This window comes from Brevundimonas denitrificans (assembly GCF_030160755.1).
In the GTDB taxonomy this organism is placed as follows: Bacteria; Pseudomonadota; Alphaproteobacteria; order Caulobacterales; family Caulobacteraceae; genus Brevundimonas; species Brevundimonas denitrificans.
Window position 1 is genome coordinate 29,549 of sequence record NZ_BSOY01000003.1, and the last position, 22,510, is coordinate 52,058.

General features: G+C 68.2%; 26 protein-coding genes. 4 read left to right on the plus strand and 22 right to left on the minus strand.

Annotated elements, in window-relative coordinates; genetic code table 11:
* Positions 1-57: 57 nt before the first annotated feature.
* Both glnA and QQJ79_RS01425 read right to left on the minus strand, forming a co-directional pair.
* A complete protein-coding gene (gene glnA, locus QQJ79_RS01420; protein WP_284220341.1) occupies positions 58-1,464 on the minus strand; it encodes a type I glutamate--ammonia ligase in 1,407 nt (468 codons plus the stop codon).
* A gap of 72 nt (positions 1,465-1,536) precedes the next feature.
* Positions 1,537-1,875, minus strand: a complete 339-nt coding sequence (locus QQJ79_RS01425; protein WP_284220343.1) for a P-II family nitrogen regulator — start codon at positions 1,873-1,875, stop codon at positions 1,537-1,539.
* Between the two features lie 120 nt (positions 1,876-1,995).
* Here QQJ79_RS01425 and QQJ79_RS01430 point away from each other — a divergent pair, with 120 nt between their 5' ends.
* The 3 genes from QQJ79_RS01430 to QQJ79_RS01440 all read left to right on the plus strand — a co-directional run bounded on the left by QQJ79_RS01430 (position 1,996) and on the right by QQJ79_RS01440 (position 4,585).
* Positions 1,996-2,823 carry an NAD(P)H-hydrate dehydratase gene (locus QQJ79_RS01430; RefSeq protein ID WP_284220345.1) on the plus strand — a complete coding sequence of 276 codons (828 nt, stop codon included), beginning with the start codon at positions 1,996-1,998 and terminating at the stop codon, positions 2,821-2,823.
* A gap of 73 nt (positions 2,824-2,896) precedes the next feature.
* Positions 2,897-3,664 (plus strand): peroxide stress protein YaaA, encoded by a 768-nt coding sequence (gene yaaA, locus QQJ79_RS01435; RefSeq protein WP_284220346.1) that lies wholly within the window; start codon positions 2,897-2,899, stop codon positions 3,662-3,664.
* Between the two features lie 72 nt (positions 3,665-3,736).
* Positions 3,737-4,585, plus strand: coding sequence for a 3-hydroxybutyrate dehydrogenase (locus QQJ79_RS01440; protein ID WP_284220348.1), 849 nt, complete (start codon positions 3,737-3,739; stop codon positions 4,583-4,585).
* A 3-nt stretch (positions 4,586-4,588) separates the two neighbouring features.
* Here QQJ79_RS01440 and QQJ79_RS01445 read toward each other — a convergent pair whose 3' ends face one another.
* From QQJ79_RS01445 to QQJ79_RS01455, 3 genes are read right to left on the minus strand one after another with little or no spacing between them, the layout of a single operon-like run.
* Positions 4,589-5,506, minus strand: coding sequence for an L-threonylcarbamoyladenylate synthase (locus tag QQJ79_RS01445; RefSeq protein WP_431307561.1), 918 nt, complete (start codon positions 5,504-5,506; stop codon positions 4,589-4,591).
* Positions 5,503-6,078, minus strand: a complete 576-nt coding sequence (locus tag QQJ79_RS01450) for a YceI family protein (protein ID WP_284220352.1) — start codon at positions 6,076-6,078, stop codon at positions 5,503-5,505. Before QQJ79_RS01450 ends, QQJ79_RS01445 begins: the two co-directional genes overlap by 4 nt.
* The gene (locus QQJ79_RS01455) at positions 6,057-6,608 is read right to left on the minus strand and encodes a cytochrome b (protein ID WP_284220353.1); all 552 of its coding nucleotides are present in this window, start codon (positions 6,606-6,608) and stop codon (positions 6,057-6,059) included. Before QQJ79_RS01455 ends, QQJ79_RS01450 begins: the two co-directional genes overlap by 22 nt.
* A 124-nt stretch (positions 6,609-6,732) precedes the next feature.
* Between QQJ79_RS01455 and QQJ79_RS01460 the strand changes: the two genes are divergently transcribed.
* Positions 6,733-8,517: an acyl-CoA dehydrogenase gene (locus QQJ79_RS01460; RefSeq protein ID WP_284220437.1), complete on the plus strand. Its 1,785-nt coding sequence runs from the start codon at positions 6,733-6,735 to the stop codon at positions 8,515-8,517.
* A 6-nt stretch (positions 8,518-8,523) separates the two neighbouring features.
* Here the strand turns inward: QQJ79_RS01460 and lpdA are convergent, their stop codons facing one another.
* The 17 genes from lpdA to lipA form a co-directional block, all read right to left on the minus strand.
* Complete coding sequence (gene lpdA / locus QQJ79_RS01465; protein WP_284220354.1) at positions 8,524-9,927, minus strand: dihydrolipoyl dehydrogenase; 1,404 nt, start codon at positions 9,925-9,927, stop codon at positions 8,524-8,526.
* 141 nt (positions 9,928-10,068) lie between these two features.
* The gene (locus tag QQJ79_RS01470) at positions 10,069-11,094 is read right to left on the minus strand and encodes a DUF3667 domain-containing protein (RefSeq protein WP_284220355.1); all 1,026 of its coding nucleotides are present in this window, start codon (positions 11,092-11,094) and stop codon (positions 10,069-10,071) included.
* The gene (locus QQJ79_RS01475) at positions 11,091-11,495 is read right to left on the minus strand and encodes a hypothetical protein (protein WP_284220356.1); all 405 of its coding nucleotides are present in this window, start codon (positions 11,493-11,495) and stop codon (positions 11,091-11,093) included. Before QQJ79_RS01475 ends, QQJ79_RS01470 begins: the two co-directional genes overlap by 4 nt.
* A 1-nt stretch (position 11,496) precedes the next feature.
* Positions 11,497-11,976 (minus strand): glutathione peroxidase, encoded by a 480-nt coding sequence (locus QQJ79_RS01480; RefSeq protein ID WP_284220358.1) that lies wholly within the window; start codon positions 11,974-11,976, stop codon positions 11,497-11,499.
* A gap of 13 nt (positions 11,977-11,989) precedes the next feature.
* Entirely contained in the window at positions 11,990-13,294 is a 1,305-nt protein-coding gene (locus QQJ79_RS01485) for a pyruvate dehydrogenase complex dihydrolipoamide acetyltransferase (protein WP_284220360.1), read from the minus strand.
* The gene (locus QQJ79_RS01490; protein WP_284220362.1) at positions 13,291-13,605 is read right to left on the minus strand and encodes a DUF5076 domain-containing protein; all 315 of its coding nucleotides are present in this window, start codon (positions 13,603-13,605) and stop codon (positions 13,291-13,293) included. The genes QQJ79_RS01485 and QQJ79_RS01490 overlap by 4 nt, the downstream gene beginning before the upstream one ends.
* On the minus strand, positions 13,602-14,951 hold the full coding sequence (locus QQJ79_RS01495; protein ID WP_284220364.1) for a pyruvate dehydrogenase complex E1 component subunit beta: 1,350 nt from the start codon (positions 14,949-14,951) through the stop codon (positions 13,602-13,604). The genes QQJ79_RS01490 and QQJ79_RS01495 overlap by 4 nt, the downstream gene beginning before the upstream one ends.
* The gene (pdhA, locus tag QQJ79_RS01500; RefSeq protein WP_284220366.1) at positions 14,948-15,979 is read right to left on the minus strand and encodes a pyruvate dehydrogenase (acetyl-transferring) E1 component subunit alpha; all 1,032 of its coding nucleotides are present in this window, start codon (positions 15,977-15,979) and stop codon (positions 14,948-14,950) included. The genes QQJ79_RS01495 and pdhA overlap by 4 nt, the downstream gene beginning before the upstream one ends.
* Positions 15,980-16,092: 113 nt before the next feature.
* Positions 16,093-16,410 (minus strand): FtsB family cell division protein, encoded by a 318-nt coding sequence (locus QQJ79_RS01505; protein ID WP_431307562.1) that lies wholly within the window; start codon positions 16,408-16,410, stop codon positions 16,093-16,095.
* Positions 16,411-16,531: 121 nt separating this feature from the next.
* Positions 16,532-17,812, minus strand: coding sequence for a phosphopyruvate hydratase (gene eno / locus QQJ79_RS01510; RefSeq protein WP_284220370.1), 1,281 nt, complete (start codon positions 17,810-17,812; stop codon positions 16,532-16,534).
* A 64-nt stretch (positions 17,813-17,876) separates the two neighbouring features.
* Entirely contained in the window at positions 17,877-18,473 is a 597-nt protein-coding gene (locus QQJ79_RS01515; RefSeq protein WP_284220373.1) for a hypothetical protein, read from the minus strand.
* A gap of 93 nt (positions 18,474-18,566) precedes the next feature.
* Positions 18,567-18,749, minus strand: coding sequence for a 50S ribosomal protein L32 (gene rpmF / locus QQJ79_RS01520; RefSeq protein ID WP_284220375.1), 183 nt, complete (start codon positions 18,747-18,749; stop codon positions 18,567-18,569).
* A gap of 111 nt (positions 18,750-18,860) precedes the next feature.
* The gene (locus QQJ79_RS01525) at positions 18,861-19,388 is read right to left on the minus strand and encodes a GNAT family N-acetyltransferase (RefSeq protein WP_284220379.1); all 528 of its coding nucleotides are present in this window, start codon (positions 19,386-19,388) and stop codon (positions 18,861-18,863) included.
* A gap of 4 nt (positions 19,389-19,392) precedes the next feature.
* Positions 19,393-19,923 (minus strand): GNAT family N-acetyltransferase, encoded by a 531-nt coding sequence (locus QQJ79_RS01530; RefSeq protein ID WP_284220382.1) that lies wholly within the window; start codon positions 19,921-19,923, stop codon positions 19,393-19,395.
* Positions 19,916-21,028 carry an NAD(P)/FAD-dependent oxidoreductase gene (locus QQJ79_RS01535; RefSeq protein WP_284220384.1) on the minus strand — a complete coding sequence of 371 codons (1,113 nt, stop codon included), beginning with the start codon at positions 21,026-21,028 and terminating at the stop codon, positions 19,916-19,918. Before QQJ79_RS01535 ends, QQJ79_RS01530 begins: the two co-directional genes overlap by 8 nt.
* A complete protein-coding gene (locus tag QQJ79_RS01540) occupies positions 21,025-21,480 on the minus strand; it encodes a type II toxin-antitoxin system RatA family toxin (RefSeq protein ID WP_284220385.1) in 456 nt (151 codons plus the stop codon). The genes QQJ79_RS01535 and QQJ79_RS01540 overlap by 4 nt, the downstream gene beginning before the upstream one ends.
* Before the next feature lie 7 nt (positions 21,481-21,487).
* A complete protein-coding gene (lipA, locus tag QQJ79_RS01545) occupies positions 21,488-22,450 on the minus strand; it encodes a lipoyl synthase (protein WP_284220387.1) in 963 nt (320 codons plus the stop codon).
* Between the last annotated feature and the right edge of the window lie 60 nt (positions 22,451-22,510).

Sequence of the window (22,510 nt, forward strand, 5' to 3'; positions counted from 1 at the left end):
AAAGGCGCCGGACGGGATCCCGTCCGGCGCCTTTGACTGTCCAGCCTCAGCCGCCGGTCAGCAGCTGTAGTACATGTCGAATTCGACCGGATGCGGATGCAGTTGCAGACGCATCACCTCTTCCATCTTCAGCTCGATGTAGCTGTCGATGAAGTCGTCATCCATGACGCCGCCCTTCTTGAGGAAGGCGCGGTCCTGGTCGAGGGCGTCCAGCGCCTCCTTCAGCGAGCCGCAGACCTCGGGGATCGAGCCGCGCTCTTCCGGCGGCAGGTCGTAGAGGTTCTTGTCGGCCGGCGCGCCCGGATCGATGCGGTTCTCGATGCCGTCGAGACCGGCCATCAACAGGGCGACGAAGGTCAGATAGGGGTTGCCCATCGGATCGGGGAAGCGGGCTTCGATGCGCTTGGCCTTGGGCGAATTGACCCACGGAATCCGGATCGAGGCGGAGCGGTTGCGCGACGAATAGGCCAGTTTCACCGGGGCTTCATAGCCGGGGACCAGCCGCTTGTAGGAGTTGGTGGTCGAGTTGGCGAAGGCGTTGATGGCCTTGGCGTGTTTGATGATGCCGCCGATGTACCAGAGACAGAGGTCCGACAGGCCGGCGTATTTGTCGCCCGCGAACAGCGGCTTGCCGTCGCGCCAGATCGACTGGTGCACATGCATGCCCGAGCCGTTGTCGCCGAAGGTCGGCTTGGCCATGAAGGTGGCCGACTTGCCGTAGGCGGCGGCGACGTTGTGGATCACATATTTATAGAGCTGGGTCCGGTCGGCCATGGTCAGGAGGTCGCTGAACTTCAGGCCCAGTTCGTGCTGGGCCGGGGCCACCTCGTGGTGGTGCTTCTCGGGCTGCATGCCCAGGTCGCGCATGACGCCCAGCATCTCGCCGCGCAGGTCCTGGGCGCTGTCGGTCGGGTTGACCGGGAAATACCCGCCCTTGTGGGTCGGACGGTGACCCATGTTGCCTTCCGAATATTCGGCTCCGGTGTTGGCCGGCAGCTCGATGGAGTCATAGGCATAGCCGGTGTCGTGCGGGGCGGTTGACCAGCGCACGTCGTCGAAAATGAAGAACTCGGCCTCCGGGCCAAAATAGACGGTGTCGCCCACACCCGAGGACTGGACATAGGCCAGGGCCTTCTTGGCCATCGAGCGGCTGTCGCGGTTGTACGGCTCGCCGGTGTCGGGGTTCAGCACGTCGCAGAACAGGAACATCGTCGTCTGCTGGTAGAAGGGATCGATCCAGAAATTGGCGAGGTCCGGCTTGAGCAGCATGTCGGACTCGTTGATCGCCTTCCAGCCGGCGATGGAGGAACCGTCGAACATGGTCCCCTCTTCGAGGAACTCCTCATCGACCAGGTCGATGTCGAAGGTGACGTGCTGCATCCGACCCTTGGTGTCGGTGAAACGGAGATCGACGTATTTAACGTCCTTCTCCTTGATCTCCTTTAGAATCTTGCCGGCGCTCATGTCTTGTGGATCCTGTCTGGCGGGGGAGGAATGAAAACGGCCGCCTTGTGGAGCGGCCGGTGGAGGAAGAGACTATACGGCCTGTGCGCCGGTTTCGCCGGTGCGGATGCGGATGACGTCGAGGACGTCGGAGATGAAGATCTTGCCGTCGCCGATCTTGCCGGTGCGGGCGGCGGCCTGGATGGCGTCGACAACCGAATTGACCATGTCGTCGGGAACCACCACCTCGATCTTGATCTTGGGCAGAAAGTCGATGACGTATTCGGCGCCGCGGTATAGTTCGGAATGACCCTTCTGGCGACCATATCCCTTGGCCTCCAGCACCGTCATGCCTTGCACGCCGGCATCCTGCAGCGCTTCTTTTACTTCATCCAGCTTGAAGGGCTTGATGACGGCTTCAATCTTTTTCATCGGCGATCCCAGGCGGGCTATTTCGTGCCGCACACTTGGACCGCAAGGGGACATTGCATTGCACAATAAGGCAAGTGTTTTTCGTCCTAGGTCGCCATCCGTGAACGGACGCAAGTCGGGATGACCCGCCCCGCCCTGCCCGACTGGCGAACGACCCTGCCCTGGCCCGCGGTCGATGTGCACAAGCACGCGCGCGGCCGGCTGGGCGTCGTGTCCGGCAAGGCGACCCAGACCGGCGCGGCCAGGCTGGCGGCGCGGGCGGGTCTCAGGATCGGCGCGGGCGTGGTGCGCATCCTGTGCCCGCCGGATGCGACAGCCGTGATCGCTCCGGCCATCGAGGCGATCATGCTGACCCCGTTCGGCTCGGATGAAGCCCTGGCGGAGGCGGCCGCGAACCTCGACGCCGTCGTCATCGGCCCGGCGGCCGGGATCAATGACGCCACCCAGGCCAATGTCCGCGCCCTCGCAGGCACCGGCGCCGCCCTGGTCGTGGACGCCGACGGACTGACCGTGTTCGAGGGCTGGCCCGAGGACCTGTTCGAGGTGCTGGACCGGGATGATGTCCTGACCCCGCACGAGGGCGAGTTCCGGCGCCTGTTTCCGGTGCTGCTGGAGCAGGGCCGCGAGGCGGCGGCGGCCGAGGCGGCGAAGCGGGCGGGCGCGGTCGTGGTGCTGAAAGGGGTGGCGACCGTGATCGCGGCGCCGGACGGGCGTCTGAGCGTGAATGACAACGGCACGCCCTGGCTGGCCACGGCCGGCAGCGGCGATGTCCTGGCCGGGATGATCGCCGGTCTGATGGCGCAGCGGATGGACAGTTTCGACGCGGCCCGCGCCGCCGTCTGGATGCATGCCGAGGCGGCGCGGGGTTTCGGCCCCGGACTGATCGCGGAAGACCTGCCGGAGCGCATCCCGGCGGTGCTGGCGGCGCTTTATTCACAGGCGGTCTGAGCGCGACGTCCCGCCCGGTTCAATTCGTCATCGAAGCGGCCTATCTCGACGGCTGCGCCGCCGGAGCTCCGTCTTGTTGATCGTCCTGTCCCCGGCCAAGCGGCTGGATTTCACCGAAGCCGATCCCGGCCTGCCCGCCAGCGAGCGGCGCTTCCTTGAGGACACCGCGTCACTCGCCAGAACCGCGCGCGGCCGGACCGTGGCCGAGTTGCGCCGGCTGATGAGCCTTTCCGACGATCTGGCGCGGCTGAACCGCGAACGCTTCCAGGCCTTGGACCCCGACTCGACCGACGGCGTGCAGGCGGCCTTCGCCTTCGCCGGCGACGTCTATGAGGGGCTGAAGGCGCGGGAACTGGATGCGGCCGGTCTGGCCTTCGCCCAGGACCATGTGCGCATTCTGTCGGGCCTGTATGGCCTGCTGCGGCCGCTGGACCGGATCCAGCCCTATCGGCTGGAGATGGGCACGCGGTTGAAGACCCGGCGCGGGTCCAGCCTGTACGATTTCTGGGGCGACCGGATCGCCAAACAGCTGAACGCCGACGCCGAAGGCCATGGGCAGCGGGTCCTGGTGAACCTCGCCAGCCAGGAATATTTCGGCGCCGTCGACGCCCGGGCGCTGAAACTGCCGGTGGTGACGCCGCAGTTCCGCGAATCGAAGGGCGGCGAGAGCCGGATCATCTCCTTCTTCGCCAAGAAGGCGCGCGGCGGCATGACCCGGTTCGCCATCGACGAGCGGATCGAACGGGCCGAAGACCTCAAGGCCTTCGACCGCGACGGCTATCGCTTTGACAAGGCGGCCTCGAGCGAGACAGAGTGGATATTCATCAGGTCGGGAAATTAATCCCGACTGTCGCCTTCGCAACCGCGAACGGCTAGGCTGGCGACACCAGACTGACGGACGGACGAGACCCTTATGTTCCAATGGCCCAAACGCGGTGACGGCTCAGAGACAGCCCGCGAGCCCTTCCGCGACATAGGCGACCTGAAGGGTCAGGTGGCGGTGATCTCGGGCTCCACCTCCGGCATCGGCCTGGCCTTCGCCCGCGCCATCGCCTCGCGCGGCGGCGATGTGGTGCTGAACGGCCTGGGCGATCCGTCCGAGATCGAGCGGACGCGGTCGGAGCTGGAGGCCAGCTGCGGCGTGCAGGTGCGCTATCACGCCGCCAATATGCTGCGCGGCGACGAGGTCGCTGACATGGTCGCCTATGGCAAGCACCAGCTCGGCCGGGTCGACATCCTGATCAACAACGCCGGCGTCCAGCACGTCGAGGCGGTCGAGAAATTCCCCTCCGACAAGTGGGAACAGATCATCGCCATCAACCTGTCCTCGACCTTCTACGCCACCCGCGCGGCCATCCCGATCATGAAGGCCCAGGGGCGCGGCCGGATCATCAACGTGGCCTCGGCCCACGGCCTGGTCGCCAGTCCGTTCAAGTCGGCCTATGTCGCGGCCAAACACGGGGTGATCGGCTTCACCAAGACCGTGGCCCTGGAAGTGGCGCAGGACAACATCACCTGCAACGCCATCTGCCCCGGCTTCGTCGAGACGCCGATCGTCGAGAAACAGATCGCCGACCAGGCCCGCACGCGCGGCCTGTCGAAGGAGGCGGTGCTGAAGGACGTCATTCTCGGCTCCCAGCCGACCAAGCGGTTCGTGACGACCGATGAGCTGACCGGAATGATGCTGTATCTGGTCAGTGATCTCGGGGCGTCGGCCAACGGGGCCAGCTTCTCGATCGACGGCGGCTGGACGGCGCAGTAGCGCCTACCCCACAAACCCCGCCGCCCGCCTGAGCCGGTCGTTGATCGCCTCGCCGAGCCCCTGCGCCGGGATGGGCGACACCGCGATCCCCGCCGGCTGCTCCCGGTCCGCTTCCCGCAGCCGTCGGAACAGATTGGCCGCCGCCTCGCGCAGGTCGCCCGACGGGCTCAGGCTCCAGCGGAGCGCCCCGACGCCGGGGCCGAAGCCGAGCAGGATTTCATCGGGCCGCGGCTCGACGACATCGATCCTGACAGGGGCATCGGGGGCGTAGTGCAGGGCCATCCGGCCCGGGGAGCGATGGCCCTCCCCGTCCCGGTCGAGCGGGCCGACGACGGCCTCGATCTCCTCTCGGGTGACCGAGCCGGGGCGCAGCAGGGAGACGCGGCCATCCAGCACCGAGACCACGGTGCTCTCGACGCCGACGGCGCAGTCGCCGCCGTCGAGGGCCGCCGCGGCGAAGGCGCCCGTCTCCTCGACCGCGTCGGCGAAGGTGGTGGGGCTGGGGCGGCCCGAGCGGTTGGCGGAGGGGGCGACGACCGGGCCTCCAAAGGCGGCGATGACGGCCCGGGCGCGGGCGTGGCCGGGCACCCGCACGGCGACGCTGTCCAGACCGGCGCGGGCCAGATCGCAGACGCGGTCCCGGTCCCGGACGGGGGCCACGATGGTCAGGGGACCGGGCCAGAAGGCCTCGGCGAGGGCCCTCGCCCGGGCGTCGAAGACGGCGATGGCCTCAGCCTGCACGGCGTCGGCGACATGGGCGATCAGGGGATTGAATCGCGGCCGGCCCTTGGCCTCGAAGATGGCGGCGACGGCGACGGCGTTTCCGGCGTCGGCGGCGAGGCCATAGACGGTCTCGGTCGGCAGGATGACCAGATGGCCTTCGGCCAGGGCGCGGGCGGCCTCGGCGTCGGACACGGTCAGGCGCGGCGCGCCTGAAGCGCCACCCGCACCGTCACCTGCCGTCCGACCAGCCTGTTCCAAGGCCCCGATGTCCCTATGCCGAAATCCGCGCGATTCAGCACGAACGCGCCCGTCAGATGCGCCCGGTCGCCGGTCACGCGCAAGTCCACGGGGAAGGCGACCGGGCGGGTCACCCCCTTCATCGTCACCTCGGCGCGGGCGGTGTAGCGATCCCCGCCGAGCGGCTCCAGCGCCCGCAGGTCGAAGCGGATCAGCGGATAGCGCGCGGCGTCGAGGAAGGCGGGACCGGTGGCGCGACCCGACACGGCGGCCGGCGACATCGCCAGCGAGGCGGACTGGACGACCACCGTGGCCCGGGTCCGGTCCGGGGCGTCGGGATCGAAGACGATGTCGCCACGCCAGTCGCCGAACCGGCCGCTGTGCGAGCCGCCGAAAGCCCGCACCGACATCTCGATGCGGGACGCGTCCCGGTCCACCGTCCACGGGATCGCCGCCGCGCCCGTCTGGGTCAAGAGGGCCAGGAGGGCGAAGGCCAGGACGGCGCGCCGCCTCACGGCCGCCGCGGGATCCACGGGATCATCCTGTGCAGGACATTGTCCCGATCGACGAAATGATGCTTCAGCGCGCCGACGACATGCAGGACGATCAGGACATAGAGCGCCTTGGCCGCCAGCTCGTGCATGTCCATCAGCTGGCCCGCCATCTCACGCCCCCCGCCGATGGGCAGCAGCGGCCACGGGACCAGGCCGAACCACTGGATCTCGCGACCGGCCGCCGACGACGCGGCCCAGCCGACCAGCGGCATGCCGATCATGAAGGCGTAGAACAGGACGTGGGTGGCGCGCGCCAGTCCCTTCTCCCAGGCGCGCATCGCCGCCGGCAGGGGAATGGCCGGATTGGCGATGCGCCAACCCAGACGGCCGAGCGTCAGCACCAGGATGCTCAGGCCCACCGATTTGTGGATCTGGACGAACTCGCGCGAGATCGGGCCGTCCGTCGCCTCATGCGCCGCGATCAGGCCGATCTGGGTCGCCACCAGCGCGGCGATAAGCCAGTGCAGGATCAGCGAGACGGTCGAATAGCGGTTGCGCGGTTCAGCCATGGTCCCTCACCCGTCCGGAGCCCCCAGACTGGACCAGCGCAGGCCTGACGCCAAGGGCCGCGCTTGCATACCGTCGGGGCAAGGCGGCATGAACGCATATCAGACCAGTAAAGGCCCGACCGCCATGACCTACCGCGCCCCCGTCCGCGATCTCGCCTTCACCCTGCAGGCCGTGGCCGGGATCGACCGGGTCGCGGCCACCGGCGCCTTTCCCGACTATGACGCCGACCTGCTCGGCGCCGTGCTCGAGGCGGCGGCGCAGTTCTCCGAAGGCGTGCTGGCGCCCCTGAACCGGATCGGCGACCTGAAGGGCTCGACCTGGGCCGACGGCGCGGTGAGCGCCGCCCCGGGCTTCGCCGACGCCTATCGCCAGTTCGCCGAGGGCGGCTGGACCGGCCTGTCCGCCCCCGCCCACGCCGGCGGCCAGCAACTGCCCAAGGCGCTGGAGCTGGCGGCCTATGAGACGGTCCACGCGGCCAACATGGCCTTCGGCCTGTGTCCCATGCTGTCGCTGGCCGCCATCGAGGCGCTGGAAGCCCATGGCACGCCCTCGCAGAAGGATATCTATCTGTCGAAACTGGTCAGCGGCGAATGGACCGGGGCCATGGTGCTGACCGAGCCGGGCGCGGGGTCGGACCTCGGCGCCCTGACCGCCACGGCGACCCCGAACGGCGACGGGACCTGGGCCCTGCACGGCCAGAAGATCTTCATCACCTGGGGCGACCACGACGCCACGGACAACATCGTCCACATGGTGCTGGCCCGCCTGCCCGACGCGCCTGCGGGGCCCAAGGGGATCAGCCTGTTCCTCGCCTCCAAATTCCTGCTGAACGAGGACGGGTCCCTGGGCGCGCGCAACGGCTTCCGCGCGGTAGGGGTCGAGCACAAGCTGGGCATCCACGCCTCGCCCACCTGCGTGATGTCCTACGAAGGCGCGACCGCCGAACTGGTCGGCCAGCCCAACCAGGGCCTGGCCCATATGTTCGTGATGATGAACGCCGCCCGCCTCGCCGTCGGCGTCGAGGGGGTGGGCATCGCCGAGCGGGCCTATCAGCACGCCCTCGCCTACGCCCGCGACCGGCGTCAGGGCCGCTCCGCCTGGACCGGCGAGGCCAACGCCCCGATCGTCGACCATCCGGACGTGCGCCGCATGCTGGCGGTGATGAAGGCCAAGATCGCCGCCGCCCGCGCCATCTGCCTGTCGACCGGCGTCGCCGCCGATCTGGCGAAGCACGCGGCCACGGACGAGGACCGCCGCCGTTGGAAGGGTCGCGAGGACCTGTTCACCCCAATCGCCAAGGCCTGGTCGACCGACATCGGCTGCGAGGTCGCCTCCATGGGGGTTCAGATCCACGGGGGCATGGGCTTCATCGAGGAGACGGGCGCGGCCCAATACTATCGCGACGCCCGCATCGCCCCGATCTATGAGGGCACCAACGGCATCCAGGCCATGGATCTGGTCGGCCGAAAGCTGTCGCAGGACGGCGGCCAGTCGGTGCGGGACCTGATCGCCGACATGAAGGCGACCCTGGCCGTGCTGCCGCGCCTCTATTCCGGCCGGCCGGTCGAGGCCCTCGCCGAGGGCGTCGCCGCGGTGGAAGAGGCCACGGCCTGGCTGCTGGAGCGCAAGGGCGCCGCGGACGGCGCCGCCGACGTGCTGGCCGCCGCCGACGGCTATCTGAAGCTGGTCGGCGACGTCACGGGCGGCTGGATGCTGGCGCTCGGCGCGATCCATGCCCGCGACCAGCTGGACGGCGGCCAGGGCGACCCGGCCTGGCTCGAGGGCAAGATCACCCTGTACGAGGTCTACGCCGCCAATGTGCTGGACGGCGCGGCGGGACGGATGGCCGCCATCCGTCAGGGCGGCGCGCTGCTGGAGCGGATGAGCGCGGACGTGCTGGCGGGCTGAGACCCGTCAGATGTGCAGCACCCGCCCCCAGGCGTCCAGCGACGCTTCGTGCATGGCTTCGGACATGGTCGGGTGCGGATAGACGATGCCGTGGATGTCCTCTTCCGTGGCCTCCATGGCGATGGCGGTGACGAAACCCTGGATCATCTCTGTGACCTCGGCCCCGATCATATGGGCGCCGATCAGGGCGCCGGTCTTCGCGTCGAAGATCACCTTGACGAAGCCGTCGGTGTCGCCGGCGGCGACAGCCTTGCCGTTCACCTTGAAGGGGAAGCGGCCGATCTTCACGTCCAGCTTGGCCTCGCGCGCGCCCTGTTCGGTGATCCCGACCGAGGCCACCTGCGGCTGGGCGTAGGTGCAGCCGGCGATGGGCGAGTGGACGTTGGGCGTCTTGTAGCCGGCGATGTGCTCGGCGGCGTGGATGCCCTCGTGCGAGGCCTTGTGCGCCAGCCAGGGCGCGCCGGCGCAGTCGCCGATGGCGTACAGGCCTTTGACGTTGGTCTGGCAGTGGCCGTCGATCGTGATGTGCCCGCGGTCCATGTTGACGCCCAGCGCCTCCAGGCCGATGCCGTCGGTGTTGGCGGTGATGCCGACCGCCGAGATGCAGACCTCGGCCTCAAGCGTCTCGGCCTTTCCGTCGGCCTCGATGGCCACCTGCACGCCCTTGCCGCCTTTGGACACCCTGGTGACCTTGCAGCCGACGCGGAACTTCATGCCGCGCTTCTCGAACGACCGGCGGGCGGCCTTCGAGACCTCTTCGTCCTCAACGGGCAGGATGCGGTCCACCGCCTCGACCACCGTCACCTCGGCCCCGAGGGCGCGGTAGAAGCTGCCGAACTCGATGCCGATGGCGCCCGAACCGATGACGACGATCGAGACCGGCATCTTCTTCGGCGCCATGGCCTCCCGGTAGGCCCAGATACGGTCGCCGTCGGCCTCAAGGCCGATCTGCGGGATGGCCTTGGCCCGGGCGCCGACGGCCAGCATGACCGTCTTCGCCTCGACCGTGCGCGAGCCGCCGGCCTTGAGGGCGATGACGACCTTGGGGGCCGCGGCGCCTTTTTCCAGCTTCGCCGTGCCCTCGATCACCTCGATCTTGTTCTTCTTCATCAGGAAGGTGACGCCCTTGTTCATGGTGGCGGCGACGCCCCGTGAACGCTGGATGATGGCGTCGAAGTCGAACCCGACCTTTTCGGCGGACAGGCCGTAGTCCTTCAGGTGCGACAGGCTCTCGTATTTCTCGCCCGACTTGAGCAGGGCCTTCGTCGGGATACAGCCCCAGTTCAGGCAGATGCCGCCCAGGCTCTCGCGCTCGACGATCGCGACCTTCAGGCCCAGCTGGCTGGCGCGGATGGCCGCGACATAGCCGCCGGGGCCGGAACCGATGACGATAAGGTCGAATTCAGCCATGGGTCAGGTCTCCTGGGCCGCGCCGGATGTCCGGCCTCTTTAACGCGCCCACGGCGCCGGGGGCCACTCCCCAGCCGCGCGCGATACAATTTGTCAGCCGTCTGGCCGCAAGGACGGCGATCACCCCGGCCGGCCTCCCGCTCACGGCGCCGGATCGGTGGGCGGGTCGGGCAGAACCCAGCGGTCGATGTCGTCGAAACCTTCGCTGGTTTCCGAAACCCAGAAGGTGTCCGGCAGCTTGTTCCAGGCGCTGCCCCAGGCGACGCCAAACGACAGGGGAATCCAGGCCAGCAGGAAGAAGGCCAGCAGGTGGACAGCCCCCCGCCACGCGGCCCCGACGGTGGAGACGGCGTAGTAGCGCCGCGCGGCCAGGGTGAAATAGGCCAGATACGGAAGAGCCAGAAGCCAGAAGCTGAGCCTGAGGCCGAGCCAGTTCAGCGTCGCGAACAGCACGAGCAGGATGAAGATCAGGCAGTGGGCCCACAGGGCGAAGACGAAATGCTCGACCAGCATCCGCCGCCGGCCTCCGAACAGCGGCCACAGCATCAGGCCGTAGATCGGCATCAGCAGCCACAGCAGGCGGGGCAGCCAGGTCTCGAGGGTGGCGTTCAGGTCGGTCCAGGCCCTCTGGTACTGGATGAAGTCGTCGATCGCCCGGGTCTGGACCGCGTCGGCTCCCGGCCGCGCCGCCTCCAGCGCGGCGATGGTCTCCAGCGCCGTCGCCTGGTCAGCCCGCGGGAACAGGAAGACGTCCCTGAGGGCGCCGCCGATCAGCCGGACCCCGTTCGGGACCAGTTCGGCCGTGATCGGCTCCGCACCGGTCCGGACCGGCAGGAACTGGTAGATGGCGACGTCCGTCCAGACCAGGAAGACGAAGAACACCGCCGAGACGATCAGGAACAGCTTGAACGGCGTAGTGTAGAGGCTGCGGCCCTCGCGGAAGGCCACCAGCAGATCGCCGGGCCGACGCAGCATGGCGTCCGCCGTCAGGAAGGTCCGTCCCTCGAGGTTGAAGCTCTCGGCCAGCACATTGCCGATGAGGTCCTTCATCGGCAGGTTTCGCGAACGATTGTCCTGGCCGCAGGCGTGGCAGAAGCGTCCGACCAGGGCGGCGCCGCAGTCCGAACAGCTTTCCTCGCCCTCGCCCGGACCGTCGGTCGTGGTCAAAGGCCCGTCTCGCGGGTCCAGGCTTCGGAGACCGCGCGTCCCTTCGCCATGTCGTCGACCACAAGGATCATCTGATGGTCGTGATCGCTGTACAGAACCTCGATGTTGACGCCGGCCCCGGCCATCCGGCGAGTCAACTGTCCCAGTTGGCCGGGCACATCCTGCCGCAGCCGCTGGACCAGAACCTCGCGTTCCGCGACGACCCGGATGCCCGCGGCTTCCAGCGCGGCACGGGCGGCCGGCCCGTCGGTGAACAGGAAGTGGGCGACGCCCCCTCCGCCGGCGATCCATGCGCCGCCGCCCTCGATGCTCACGCCGGCGCGCGCCAGGGCTTCGCCCATTTCGGCAAGGGCGCCGGGGCGGTGGTCGAGGGCGATGGCGAGGTCCCGCAGCGCGGCCATGTCAGATCAGCTTCTCGATATCGGCCTTGATGGTCTCGGGTTCGACCTGGGGCGCATAGCGCGCCACCACCCGCCCCTCCCGGTCGGTGAGGAATTTGGTGAAATTCCACTTGATGTCGCGGCTGCCGAGGAAGCCCTTCTTCTGGCTGGTCAGCCAGGCGTAGAGGGGATGCCGGTTCGGACCGTTGACCTCGACCTTGTCGAACATCGGAAAATCGACGCCATAGGTGCTGGAGCAGAAGCTGGCGATCTCGGCGGCCTTGCCGGGCTCCTGGGCGCCGAACTGGTTGCAGGGGAAGCCCAGCACCTGGAACGGTTTGTCCGCATACTGACGATGCAGCGCCTCCAGCCCCGCATACTGGCCGGTGAAGCCGCATTTCGAGGCTGTGTTGACGATCAGGAGCGCCTGACCGCGATACTGCTCCAGCGCCGTCTCGGCGCCGTCGATGGCCGTGGCGCTGAAGTCGTAGACCGAGGTCACACCGCGTCTCCGATCAGGCCAGCATCGTCACGGGATCTTCGATCATCGCCTTGAAGACCTGCAGGAATTTGGCGCCGATGGCGCCGTCCACCACGCGGTGATCGCAGGTCAGGGTGACGGTCATCACGGTGGCGACCGCCAGCTGGCCATTGACCACGACGGGGCGTTGCTCGCCGGCGCCGACGCTCATGATCGCGCCCTGGGGCTCGTTGATGATCGAGGCGAAGGACTGGATTCCGAACATGCCGAGGTTGGAGACCGAGAAGGTGCCGCCCTGGAACTCCTCGGGCTTCAGCTTGCGGTCGCGGGCGCGCTTGGCCAGGTCCTTGGACTCGGTCGCGATCTGCGACAGGGACTTGGTCTCGGCCTTGCGGATGATCGGGGTGATCAGGCCGCCGTCGATCGCCACCGCCATCGCCACATCGGCGTGGTGATGCATGGCGATGCCTTCGGGCGAATAGCTGGCGTTGGCCTCGGGCACGGCCTTCAGGGCCATGGCGCTGGCCTTGATGACGAAGTCATTGACCGAGACCTTGACCCCGTCCTTCTCAAGCAAGGCGTTGACCTTGACCCGGGCGGCCAGCAGGCCGTCGATGCGGCAGTCGATGGTCAGCGGGAAATGCGGCACGTCGCGGAAGCTGTCGGTCAGGCGCCGGGCGATGGCCTTGCGCATGCCGTCCAGCGGGACGAGATCGTAGCTGCCGTCCGGAATGCCCATCTGCGCCAGCGACTGGACCTTGCGGGGCTCGGCGGCGACGGCCGGAGCCGTTGCGGCGGCGGGCCTGGCGGCGCCGGTCAGGGCGCCTTCGAGATCGCGCTTGACGATGCGGCCGTGCGGGCCCGTGCCCTTGATTGAGGCCAGGTCGATGTTGCCCTGGGCGGCCAGACGGCGCGCCAGCGGCGAGGCGAAGACGCGGGCGCCGTCGGCTTTCGCAGGTGCGGCGGGCGCCCCTCCACCAGCCTTCGGCTGGTCCCCCTCCCCACCGGCGTGGGGAGGAGACTTGGTGGCGACGGCGGGCGTCTCCTCCCCGCTTTGCGGGGAGGGGGACCGCGAAGCGGTGGAGGGGCTGGCCGCCCCATCCTCCCCCTTCAGCCGGGCGATCGGCGTATTGACCTTCACGCCCTCGGTCCCTTCGGCCACGAGGATGTCGGTGATCTCACCCTCGTCGACGGCCTCGACCTCCATGGTCGCCTTGTCGGTCTCGATCTCGGCGATGACGTCGCCGGCCTTGACCACATCGCCGACCTTGACGTGCCATTTGGCCAGAACGCCCTCTTCCATGGTGGGCGACAGGGCGGGCATCAGGATGTCGGTCATTGCAGGCTCCCTGAGGTCGGATCCTCGACCACGGTCGCCACCCCCGGGCCGTTCAGCACATCGGAAATGCCGGCGAGAATCTTGTTGTAGGCCTGTTTCTCGTCATGGCCGTGCCGGACGTTGTAGCCGTGGGCCATGTGCTGGGCGGCCAGGGCCAGGACCTGGCCGAACTGGCGCGGGTCGTTGAAGGCCGGCTTGATCGACATGACCGGCTCGCCCTTCGACCACCAGATGCGCAGGATTTCGACCGCCTCGGCGTCGGCGGCGACGCTGGCCGGGGTCTTCAGCTGGAATTCGTCAGGCTGGCTCATGCCATCACCGCCCGGACGGCTTTGACGATCTTGTCCACGCCCGGCAGCGACAGGGCTTCCAGATTGGCGGCGTAGGGCAGAGGGACGTCCTCCTGATGCACCCGCAGCGGCGGCGCGTCGAGGTAGTCGAAGGCGTGTTCGATGACGCGGGCCACGACCTCGGCGCCGACGCCCATCGGACCCCAGCCTTCCTCGGCCGAAACCAGGCGGCTGGTCTTCTTCACGCTCTCGACGATGGTCTCGTGATCCAGCGGCCGCAGGGTGCGCAGGTCGACCACCTCGCAGGAGATGCCCTCCCCGGCCAGTTGTTCCGCAGCCTGCAGGGCGAAGCCGACCATGCGGCTGTGGGCGGTGATGGTGACGTCCGTCCCCTCGCGGCGAACCTTGGCCTTGCCGATGGGCAGGACGTAGTCGCCTTCGGGCACGTCGAACTCCAGCCCGTACATCATCTCGTGTTCGAGGAAGACGACCGGGTTCGGGTCGCGGATCGCCGCCTTCATCAGACCCTTGGCGTCAGCGGCGTCATAGGGCGCGATGACCTTCAGGCCGGGCACCTGGGCGTACCAGGCCGAATAGTCCTGGCTGTGCTGGGCGCCGACGCGGCTGGCGGCGCCGTTGGGGCCGCGGAAGACGATGCCGGCGCGGATCTGGCCGCCCGACATGTAGAGGGTCTTGGCCGCCGAATTGATGATGTGGTCGATGGCCTGCATGGCGAAGTTGAATGTCATGAACTCGACGATCGGCTTCAGCCCCGCCATGGCGGCGCCGACGCCGAGGCCGGCGAAACCATGCTCGGTGATCGGGGTGTCGACGACGCGCTTGTCGCCGAACTCCTGCAGCAGCTCGCGGCTGACCTTGTAGGCGCCCTGGTACTGGGCGACTTCCTCGCCGATCAGGAAGACCTTCTCGTCGCGGCGCATCTCCTCGGCCATGGCGTCGCGCAGGGCGTCGCGGATGGTGGTCTTGACCAGTTTGGCGTCGGCGGGGATCTCGGGATCACGCAGCTCGACCCTGGGGCCCGGCGCGGCGGCGGGCGCGGCGGGCGCGGCCGGTTCGGCCGCCTCGGCCCTGGGAGCCTCAGCCTTCTGCGCGGGCGCCGCGGCGCCGGCCTCGCCCGCCAGACGGGCGATCGGCGTATTGACCTTCACGTTCTCCGAGCCTTCGGCGACGAGGATCTCGGCGACCTCGCCCTCGTCGACGGCCTCGACCTCCATCGTGGCCTTGTCGGTCTCGATCTCGGCGATGACGTCCCCGGCCTTGACCGTGTCCCCCGCCTTGATGTGCCACTTCGTCAGCGTGCCCTCTTCCATCGTGGGCGACAGCGCCGGCATGAGAATGTCGGTCACGCTGAGGCCTCCACATAGACGTCGGTGTAGAGCTCGGACGGGTCCGGCTCCGGGCTTTCCTGGGCGAACTGCACCGCCTCGGCGACGATGGTCTTGATCTCGGCGTCGATCGCCTTGAGGTCGTCCTCAGTCGCGCCGGCCTGGTCCAGCAGCATCTTGACGTGATCGATCGGGTCGCGGGTCTTCTTGACCTCGTCGACCTCTTCCTTGGCGCGGTATTTGGCCGGATCACTCATGGAGTGCCCGCGATAGCGGTAGGTCTTCATCTCGAGGATGAAGGGGCCGCCGCCCTCGCGGGCGCGCTTGACGGCGCGAGCCACGGCGTCGCGCACGGCCAGCACGTCCATGCCGTCCACCTGCTCGCCCGGGATGCCGAAGCTGGAGCCGCGCTCGCTCAGCTGCGTCGTGGACGACGAGCGTTCGATGCTCGTGCCCATGGCGTACTGGTTGTTCTCGATGATGTAGATGGCCGGAAGCTTCCACAGCTGGGCCATGTTGAAGCTCTCATAGACCTGGCCCTGGTTGGCCGCGCCGTCGCCGAAATAGATGAAGGCGACCGAGTCGTCGCCGCGATAGCGGCCGGCGAAGGCCAGACCCGTGCCGAGCGCTACCTGCGCCCCCACGATCCCGTGGCCGCCGTAGAAGCCGGTGGCGGTGTCGAACATGTGCATCGAGCCGCCCTTGCCCTTGGACGAGCCGCCGATGCGGCCGGTCAGCTCGGCCATGACCTCTTTCGGGTCCATGCCGGCGCACAGCATGTGGCCGTGGTCGCGATAGCCGGTGATGATCTTGTCGTGGCCCTGTTTGACGCTCTCCTGAACGCCGACGGCCACGGCCTCCTGGCCGATGTAGAGGTGGCAGAAGCCGCCGATCAGACCCATGCCGTACAGCTGGCCGGCGCGCTCCTCGAAACGGCGGATCAGCACCATCTCGCGATAGAAGCGCAGCAGGTCCTCTTTCGAGGCCGTCGGCGTATTGGGGATTTTCGCGGCTTTCGAAGTCGTCTTCGAAGCGGGGGCTTTCGCCATCCATCATCTCCCGGCTGGGCCCCGCGTCAGGACCTCTTGTCGTTACGGAAAGGGGGCTTTAGCAGCCTTCGTTCCCGAAAGGCAAAGCGCTCTGGCCAAGCTGTAACGAAAGTTCACGCCCGCGGCGCGGGCCCTGTCGTCGCGGCCGGCGCGGAGACCCTGATGACGTAGTCGCGCGGGTCGGCGAAGCCGAGGACGGCGCGGGCGCGCTCTTCCAGCAGGTCGCGGGACAGGCTGTCGGTGCGCAGATAGCGGACCCGGACCTCGAGATCGCGCCGCTGTTCCAGAATTCCGGCCAGTTGCGCCTCGCGCCGCACCATCAGGGCGTCGCGCTCGTGCCCGCTCAGCAGGCCGCGCTGCCCTGTCAGGGCCTGAACGCCCAGATAGACGACCAGCAACAGCAGAATGGCGGAAGGGAAATACGGCTTCATCCGTTCGGGCACTTTGGACGCTCCTTCTGAGCGTGGACACACAATCAATGAATCCTGACCGAAAATGCCTAACGAACCGTAGCTTGGCAGTAGGATTTGGCGCCGCCGCGTCCGTTTTCGGTTACCGGTTGAGCAACATGCCGTCGCCGAAATAGGCCCCCTGGTCGCCCAGCATCTCCTCGATGCGGAGCAACTGGTTGTATTTGGCGGTGCGGTCCGAACGGGCCAGCGAGCCGGTCTTGATCTGTCCGCAGTTGGTGGCCACGGCGAGGTCGGCGATGGTCGAATCCTCGGTCTCGCCCGAACGGTGGCTCATCACGGCGGTGTAGCCGGCGCGATGGGCCATATCCACAGCATCAAGAGTTTCGGACAAGGTTCCGATCTGGTTGACCTTTACCAGAATGGAGTTGGCCAGACCCTCGCCGATGCCCGCGGCCAGACGGGCCGGGTTGGTGACGAACAGGTCGTCGCCGACGATCTGGCAGCGGTCGCCCAGACGCTCGGTCAGCATCCGCCAGCCGTCGAAATCGTCTTCGGCGCAACCGTCCTCGATCGAGACTATGGGGAAGCGCTCGCACAGGTCGGCGAGATAGTTGACCATGGCCTCGGCCTCGAGCGTCTTGCCCTCCCCGGCCATGACGTATTTGCCGTCCTTGAAGAATTCCGTGGCCGCGACGTCGAGGCCGAGGTGGAAGTCCTCGCCGGCCAGATAGCCTGCGGCCTGGCCGGCGCGGGTGATGAAGCTCAGCGCCTCTTCGGCCGAGGCCAGGTTGGGGGCGAAACCGCCCTCGTCGCCGACGTTGGTGTTGTGGCCCGCGTCCTTCAGCTGCTTGCGCAGGGCGTGGAAGATTTCCGACCCCATCCGCAGGGCCTCGGAGAAGCTGTCCGCCCCGGTCGGCAGGATCATGAACTCCTGGATGTCGATCGGATTGTCGGCATGGGCCCCGCCGTTGATGATGTTCATCATGGGGGTGGGCAGGATGCGGGCCGAGACGCCGCCCAGATAGCGGTGCAGCGGCAGGCCCGAGGAGATGGCGCTGGCCTTGGCCACGGCCAGGGACACGCCGAGAATGGCGTTGGCGCCCAGCCGGCCCTTGTTCTCGGTGCCGTCCAGCGCGATCAGGGCCTCGTCGATGCGACGCTGGTCCTCTGCGTCCATGCCGCTGAGGGCGTCGAAGATCTCGCCGTTGACGTTGTCGACGGCCTTGCCGACGCCCTTGCCGCCCCAGAGGTCCTTGTCGCCATCGCGCAGTTCGACCGCCTCATGGGCGCCGGTCGAGGCGCCCGACGGCACGGCCGCCCGGCCGAAGCTGCCGTCATCAAGGATCACATCCACCTCGACCGTCGGATTGCCGCGGCTGTCGAGGATCTGGCGGGCGACGATGTCGGCGATGTCGGTCATGGGGGCGCTCTGCTGTCGGGGAGTTGGCGGGGGTTTAGCCCAACCCCCGCCGAATCGCCAACCGTCAGGCGCAGCCCTCGACGTACTGGATGCTGGGTCCGCCCGCGGCCACATGTTCGGCCCGGCCGTCCGTGCCGATGTGATAGGCGATGCCGCGCGCTGAGGGATTCTGGACATAGCCGGCGGCGCCGCCGACGCTCCAGGTGGTGACGTATTCGGCCGGGGCGGCGGCGTATTTGTGTGGCGAGACGTGCGCAAGCGGTCCGTAGGCGGCCTTGATCGCCGTGGCCGTATCGCCGACGCCGAAGCCGCGGTCCGTCTTGATCGTGGCGCCGTCGTCCAGCCAGATGCTGGTCAGGACGCCCTGCTCGACCATCACCGTCAGGCCCTGCGGGGCGCGGGCGGGATGGAAGGTGTCGCAGGAAGCGGGATCCGGCCCGCCAACGGAGTCAGGGCTGGAATCGCCCCCCAGGGCGCTCTCGACCTCGGCCCGCGTCATGCCGATGCGCAGCGGGCCGAAGCCCTGGGCGGTCAGCACATCCGCGGCGGGCGGGGCTTCGACCGGCGTCGCGGGCTCGGGCGTCGGGGCCGGCTCGGGGTCGGGCGCGCCGCAGGCGGCGAGGGCGAGCACGGCGGAGGTCAGCATCAGGCGGCGGATCATGGCGCAACTCCTTCGGGTGGGAGATACAACGCACGAAAACGGCGCGCGGTGAACCGCGCGCCGTCATTCGGTCGGATACAGGCCTGAAAAGACCTAGTCTTCCTTGGGCGTCAGGACCTGGCGGCCGCGATAGGTGCCGGTCTTCAGGTCGATGTGGTGCGAGCGGCGCAGCTCGCCCGTGTCCTTGTCCTCGACGTGCGGGTTGGAGCCCAGCGAGTCGTGCGAGCGGCGCATGTTGCGACGCGAGGGCGATACTTTGCGCTTCGGAACGGCCATGTCCGTCTCAATCTTCTATAAGGTCGGCGCCGGCGGAGGCGCGAAAACAACAGCGGCGGCCCGAAAGAGCCGCCAGCGAGGGCGGGCTTATGCCTCAACCCGGCCCGGAGTTCAAGCGGGAGCTTGTCCGGCGGTCGCCGCCGCCCGATCCGCGCGCGTCAGGGCATAGTAGAGACTGTCTTTCCACACGCCGCCGACGTTCCAGGTGCGCTCGGCGAAGCCGGTCCGGATGAAGCCCAGCCGCTCCAGCAGCCGAATCGAGGCGGCGTTCTCCGGATCGACGTCGGCGGTCAGGGATTCGATGTCACGTGTCCGGAAGACATGGTCGATGGCCGCCCCGACCGCCTCGGACGCCAGCCCCTGCCCCCAGACGTCAGGATGCAGGATGTAGCCGACGTCCGGCAGGTTCCAGAAGCCGGCCTTGCCGATGACCCGGCCATCCCGCTCGACCACGAAGTCGGGGTGGTCAGGGCCGTTGGCGATCATGCCGTCCAGCCACTCCCGGGTCTGCTCCAGCGTCTCGTGCGGCGGCGTCGACCACCAGAGGGTGGCGCGCGGGTCCGACAGGACGGCGTGCATCGCCTCCAGATCGTCCGGGCGGGCGGAGCGCAGGATCAGGCGGGGTGTGCGGATCTCCACCCGCTCAGGCCAGTTCGTGCTGCATGACGATGAAATGCAGGTCGTCACGCTTTGGCAGGCCGAAACGGGGATCGCCGTAGGGAAAGGGCAGAGTGTCTCCGGTCCGCCGATAGCCCAGGCGCTCATACCAGGCGATCAGGGTCTCGCGCTGCGGGAACACCGAGATCCGCACCCGGCGGGCGCCGAAGCGATCGGTCAGGGCGGCGTGGGCGGCATTGACCAGGCGGCGGCCCAGACCGCCGCCCTGCAGCGTCGGGCGGATCGACAACATGCCGAAATAGCCGGTTCCCTCGCCACGGTCGGCGATCAGGACGCAGCCGACCAGATCCTCGCCGCGCCACGCGGTCAGCAAGGCCTGTTTCGGGTCGGCGAGAATGCCGGCCAGATCGTCCGGGTCAGTGCGCTGACCGTCCAGCAGATCCGCCTCCGTGGTCCAGCCCGCGCGCGACGCCTCGCCGCGATAGGCGCTCTCGATCAGGGCGTGCAGGGCCGGAATGTCGGCGGCGGCGGCGTCGCGGATCGTGATCTCAGTCATGGGCCAGCATTTCGCTGACCGCCTCGCCGATCGCAAGGGAGCTGGTCAGGCCCGGACTCTCGATGCCGAACAGGGCGACCAGGCCGTCGAGACCGTGGACGTCGCGGCCGTGCAGCTGGAAATCGGGTTGCGGCTCGCCCGGCCCGTGCAGCTTGGGCCGGATGCCGGCGTAGTCGGGGGTCAGGGCGCCGTCGGGCAGACCGGGCCAGAAGCGGCGGATATAGCCTTCGAACTCGGCGGCCTTGGCGGCGTCGACCGCATAGTCCTCGGATTCGACATAGACGAGGTCGGGGCCGAACACGGCCTGTCCGCCGAGGTCCTTGCGATAGTGGGTGCCGAGCGCGCCCGGGATCGGCGGCGGATAGATCAGCCGCTCGAACGGCGCCTTGCCGGTCAGGCGGAAATAGACGCCCTTGCCGAAATGGCCCGGCGGGATGCGGTCGGCCGGATAGCCCTCGATCCGGGCCGCGACGGCCTGGGACCCCAGACCCGGCGCCGTAACCAGCAGGCGGGTGGTCAGGGTGGCGCCGCCCTCCCCGCCCGCAGTGAGGGTGAAACCGAAGCCGGGCAGCGGTTCGGCCCGTTCGAACGGCGTCGAGACCACGACCGAGCCGCCCGCCTCGCCGATCTCGCCCTCAAGGGCGAGCATATAGCCGTGGCTGTCGAAGACGCCGCTCTCCGGCGACAGGATGGCGGCGTGGGCGTTGAGACCCGGCTCCAGGGCGCGCGCCTGGGCGCCGGTCAGGTGCTCCAGGCCTTCGACACCGTTGGCGGTGGCCTGGACGAAGATGGCCTCGATGCGCTCGACCTCGGTCTCGTCCGTGGCCACGACCAGTTTGCCGCATTTGCGGTGGTCGACCTTGTGGCTTTCGAGGAAGGCGTAGAGCGCCCGCCGCCCCTCGACGCAGAAGCGCGCCTTCAGCGAGCCGGTCGGATAGTAGAGACCGCCGTGGATGACCTCGGAATTGCGCGAGGATACGCCCTGACCGATGTGGGGCTCCTTCTCCAGCACCAGCACTGACAGGCCGCGCTTCGCCAGCGCCCGACCACAGGCGAGGCCGACCGCGCCGGCGCCGACCACCGTCGCGTCGAAGTCGAAACTCACGCCTTCGGACCGTAGAGTTTCGCCGCCCGCGCCTCGAAACAGCCCATCAGCTTGCTGACGGCGCGGTCGAAATTGGCGTGCAGCATGCCGTCCAGCAGCCGCGACCTGAAGGCGAAGTCGATCATGAACTCGACCCGCGTCCCGGCCGGATCGGGGAAGAATTCCCAGCGGTTCTTCAGATGCCTGAAGGGCCCCCGGATCAGCCCGACCTCGACCACGTCACGGTTCCGGTCATGCCGCACCCAGGTCGAAAACCGCTCCTTGAGAAAGGAGAAGCCCACGGCCGCCTCGGCGTCGACCAGGCTGACGCCCGGCGCCTCCTCGCGCGGGCTCCAGGTCCGCATGGCGGTGACCCAGGGCACGAACTCGGGATAGGCGCGCACATCGGCGACCAGCGCGGCCAGCTGGGCGGGCGTATACGGCAGGATCTTGGTGACGCGATGGACGGCCAAGCGCGGCTCAGCGTCCGGTCTGCGCCAGTCGCGCCGCGCGCAAGCGGGCGAAGTCGTCGCCGGCGTGGTGCGAGCTGCGGGTCAGGGGCGAGGAGGAAACCATCAGGAAGCCCTTGGCGCGGGCGATGGCCTCATAGGCCTTGAACTCGTCCGGGGTCACGAACCGGTCGATGGCGGCGTGCTTGCGCGTCGGCTGCAGGTACTGGCCGATGGTGATGAAGTCGACGCCGGCGGAGCGCATGTCGTCCATCACCTGCATGACCTCTTCGCGGGTCTCGCCCAGGCCGACCATGATGCCGGACTTGGTGAACTGGTTGGGATCGCGCTCCTTGACCATCTGCAGAAGACGCAGGCTGTGGAAGTAGCGGGCGCCGGGCCGGATCTTCAGATACAGCCGCGGCACGGTTTCGAGGTTGTGGTTGAAGACGTCGGGCGTGGCGTCGATCATCACCTCGGCCGCCCCGTCCTTGCGCAGGAAGTCGGGCGTCAGGATCTCGATGGTTGTGTTCGGCGCCTGCAGGCGGATCTGACGCACCACCTCGGCGAAATGGGCCGCGCCGCCGTCGGAGACGTCGTCCCGGTCCACGCTGGTGATGACCACGTGGTTCAGACCCAGTTGCGCCACGGCCAGTCCGACCTTGGCGGGTTCTTCAGGGTCCAGCGGCTGGGGCAGGCCCGTCTTGACGTTGCAGAAGGCGCAGGCCCGCGTGCAGGTGTCGCCCATGATCATGAGGGTGGCGTGCTTTTGGCTCCAGCACTCGCCGATGTTGGGGCAGGCCGCCTCCTCGCAGACGGTGACGAGGCCCTTGTCCTTCACGATCGATTTGGTGGCGTTGTACTGGCCCGATCCGGGCGCCTTGACGCGCAGCCAGTCGGGCTTCTTCAGCACCGCCGTCTCTGGACGGTTCTGCTTCTCGGGGTGACGCAACTCGGCCGGCGTCTTCGTCAGGGTGTCGATCAGCGTGACCATCGCCGGGGAACAGGGCTCCTTGCCAGAGCGGCTATGTCGGTCTTTCGGCGCTCAAAGGCA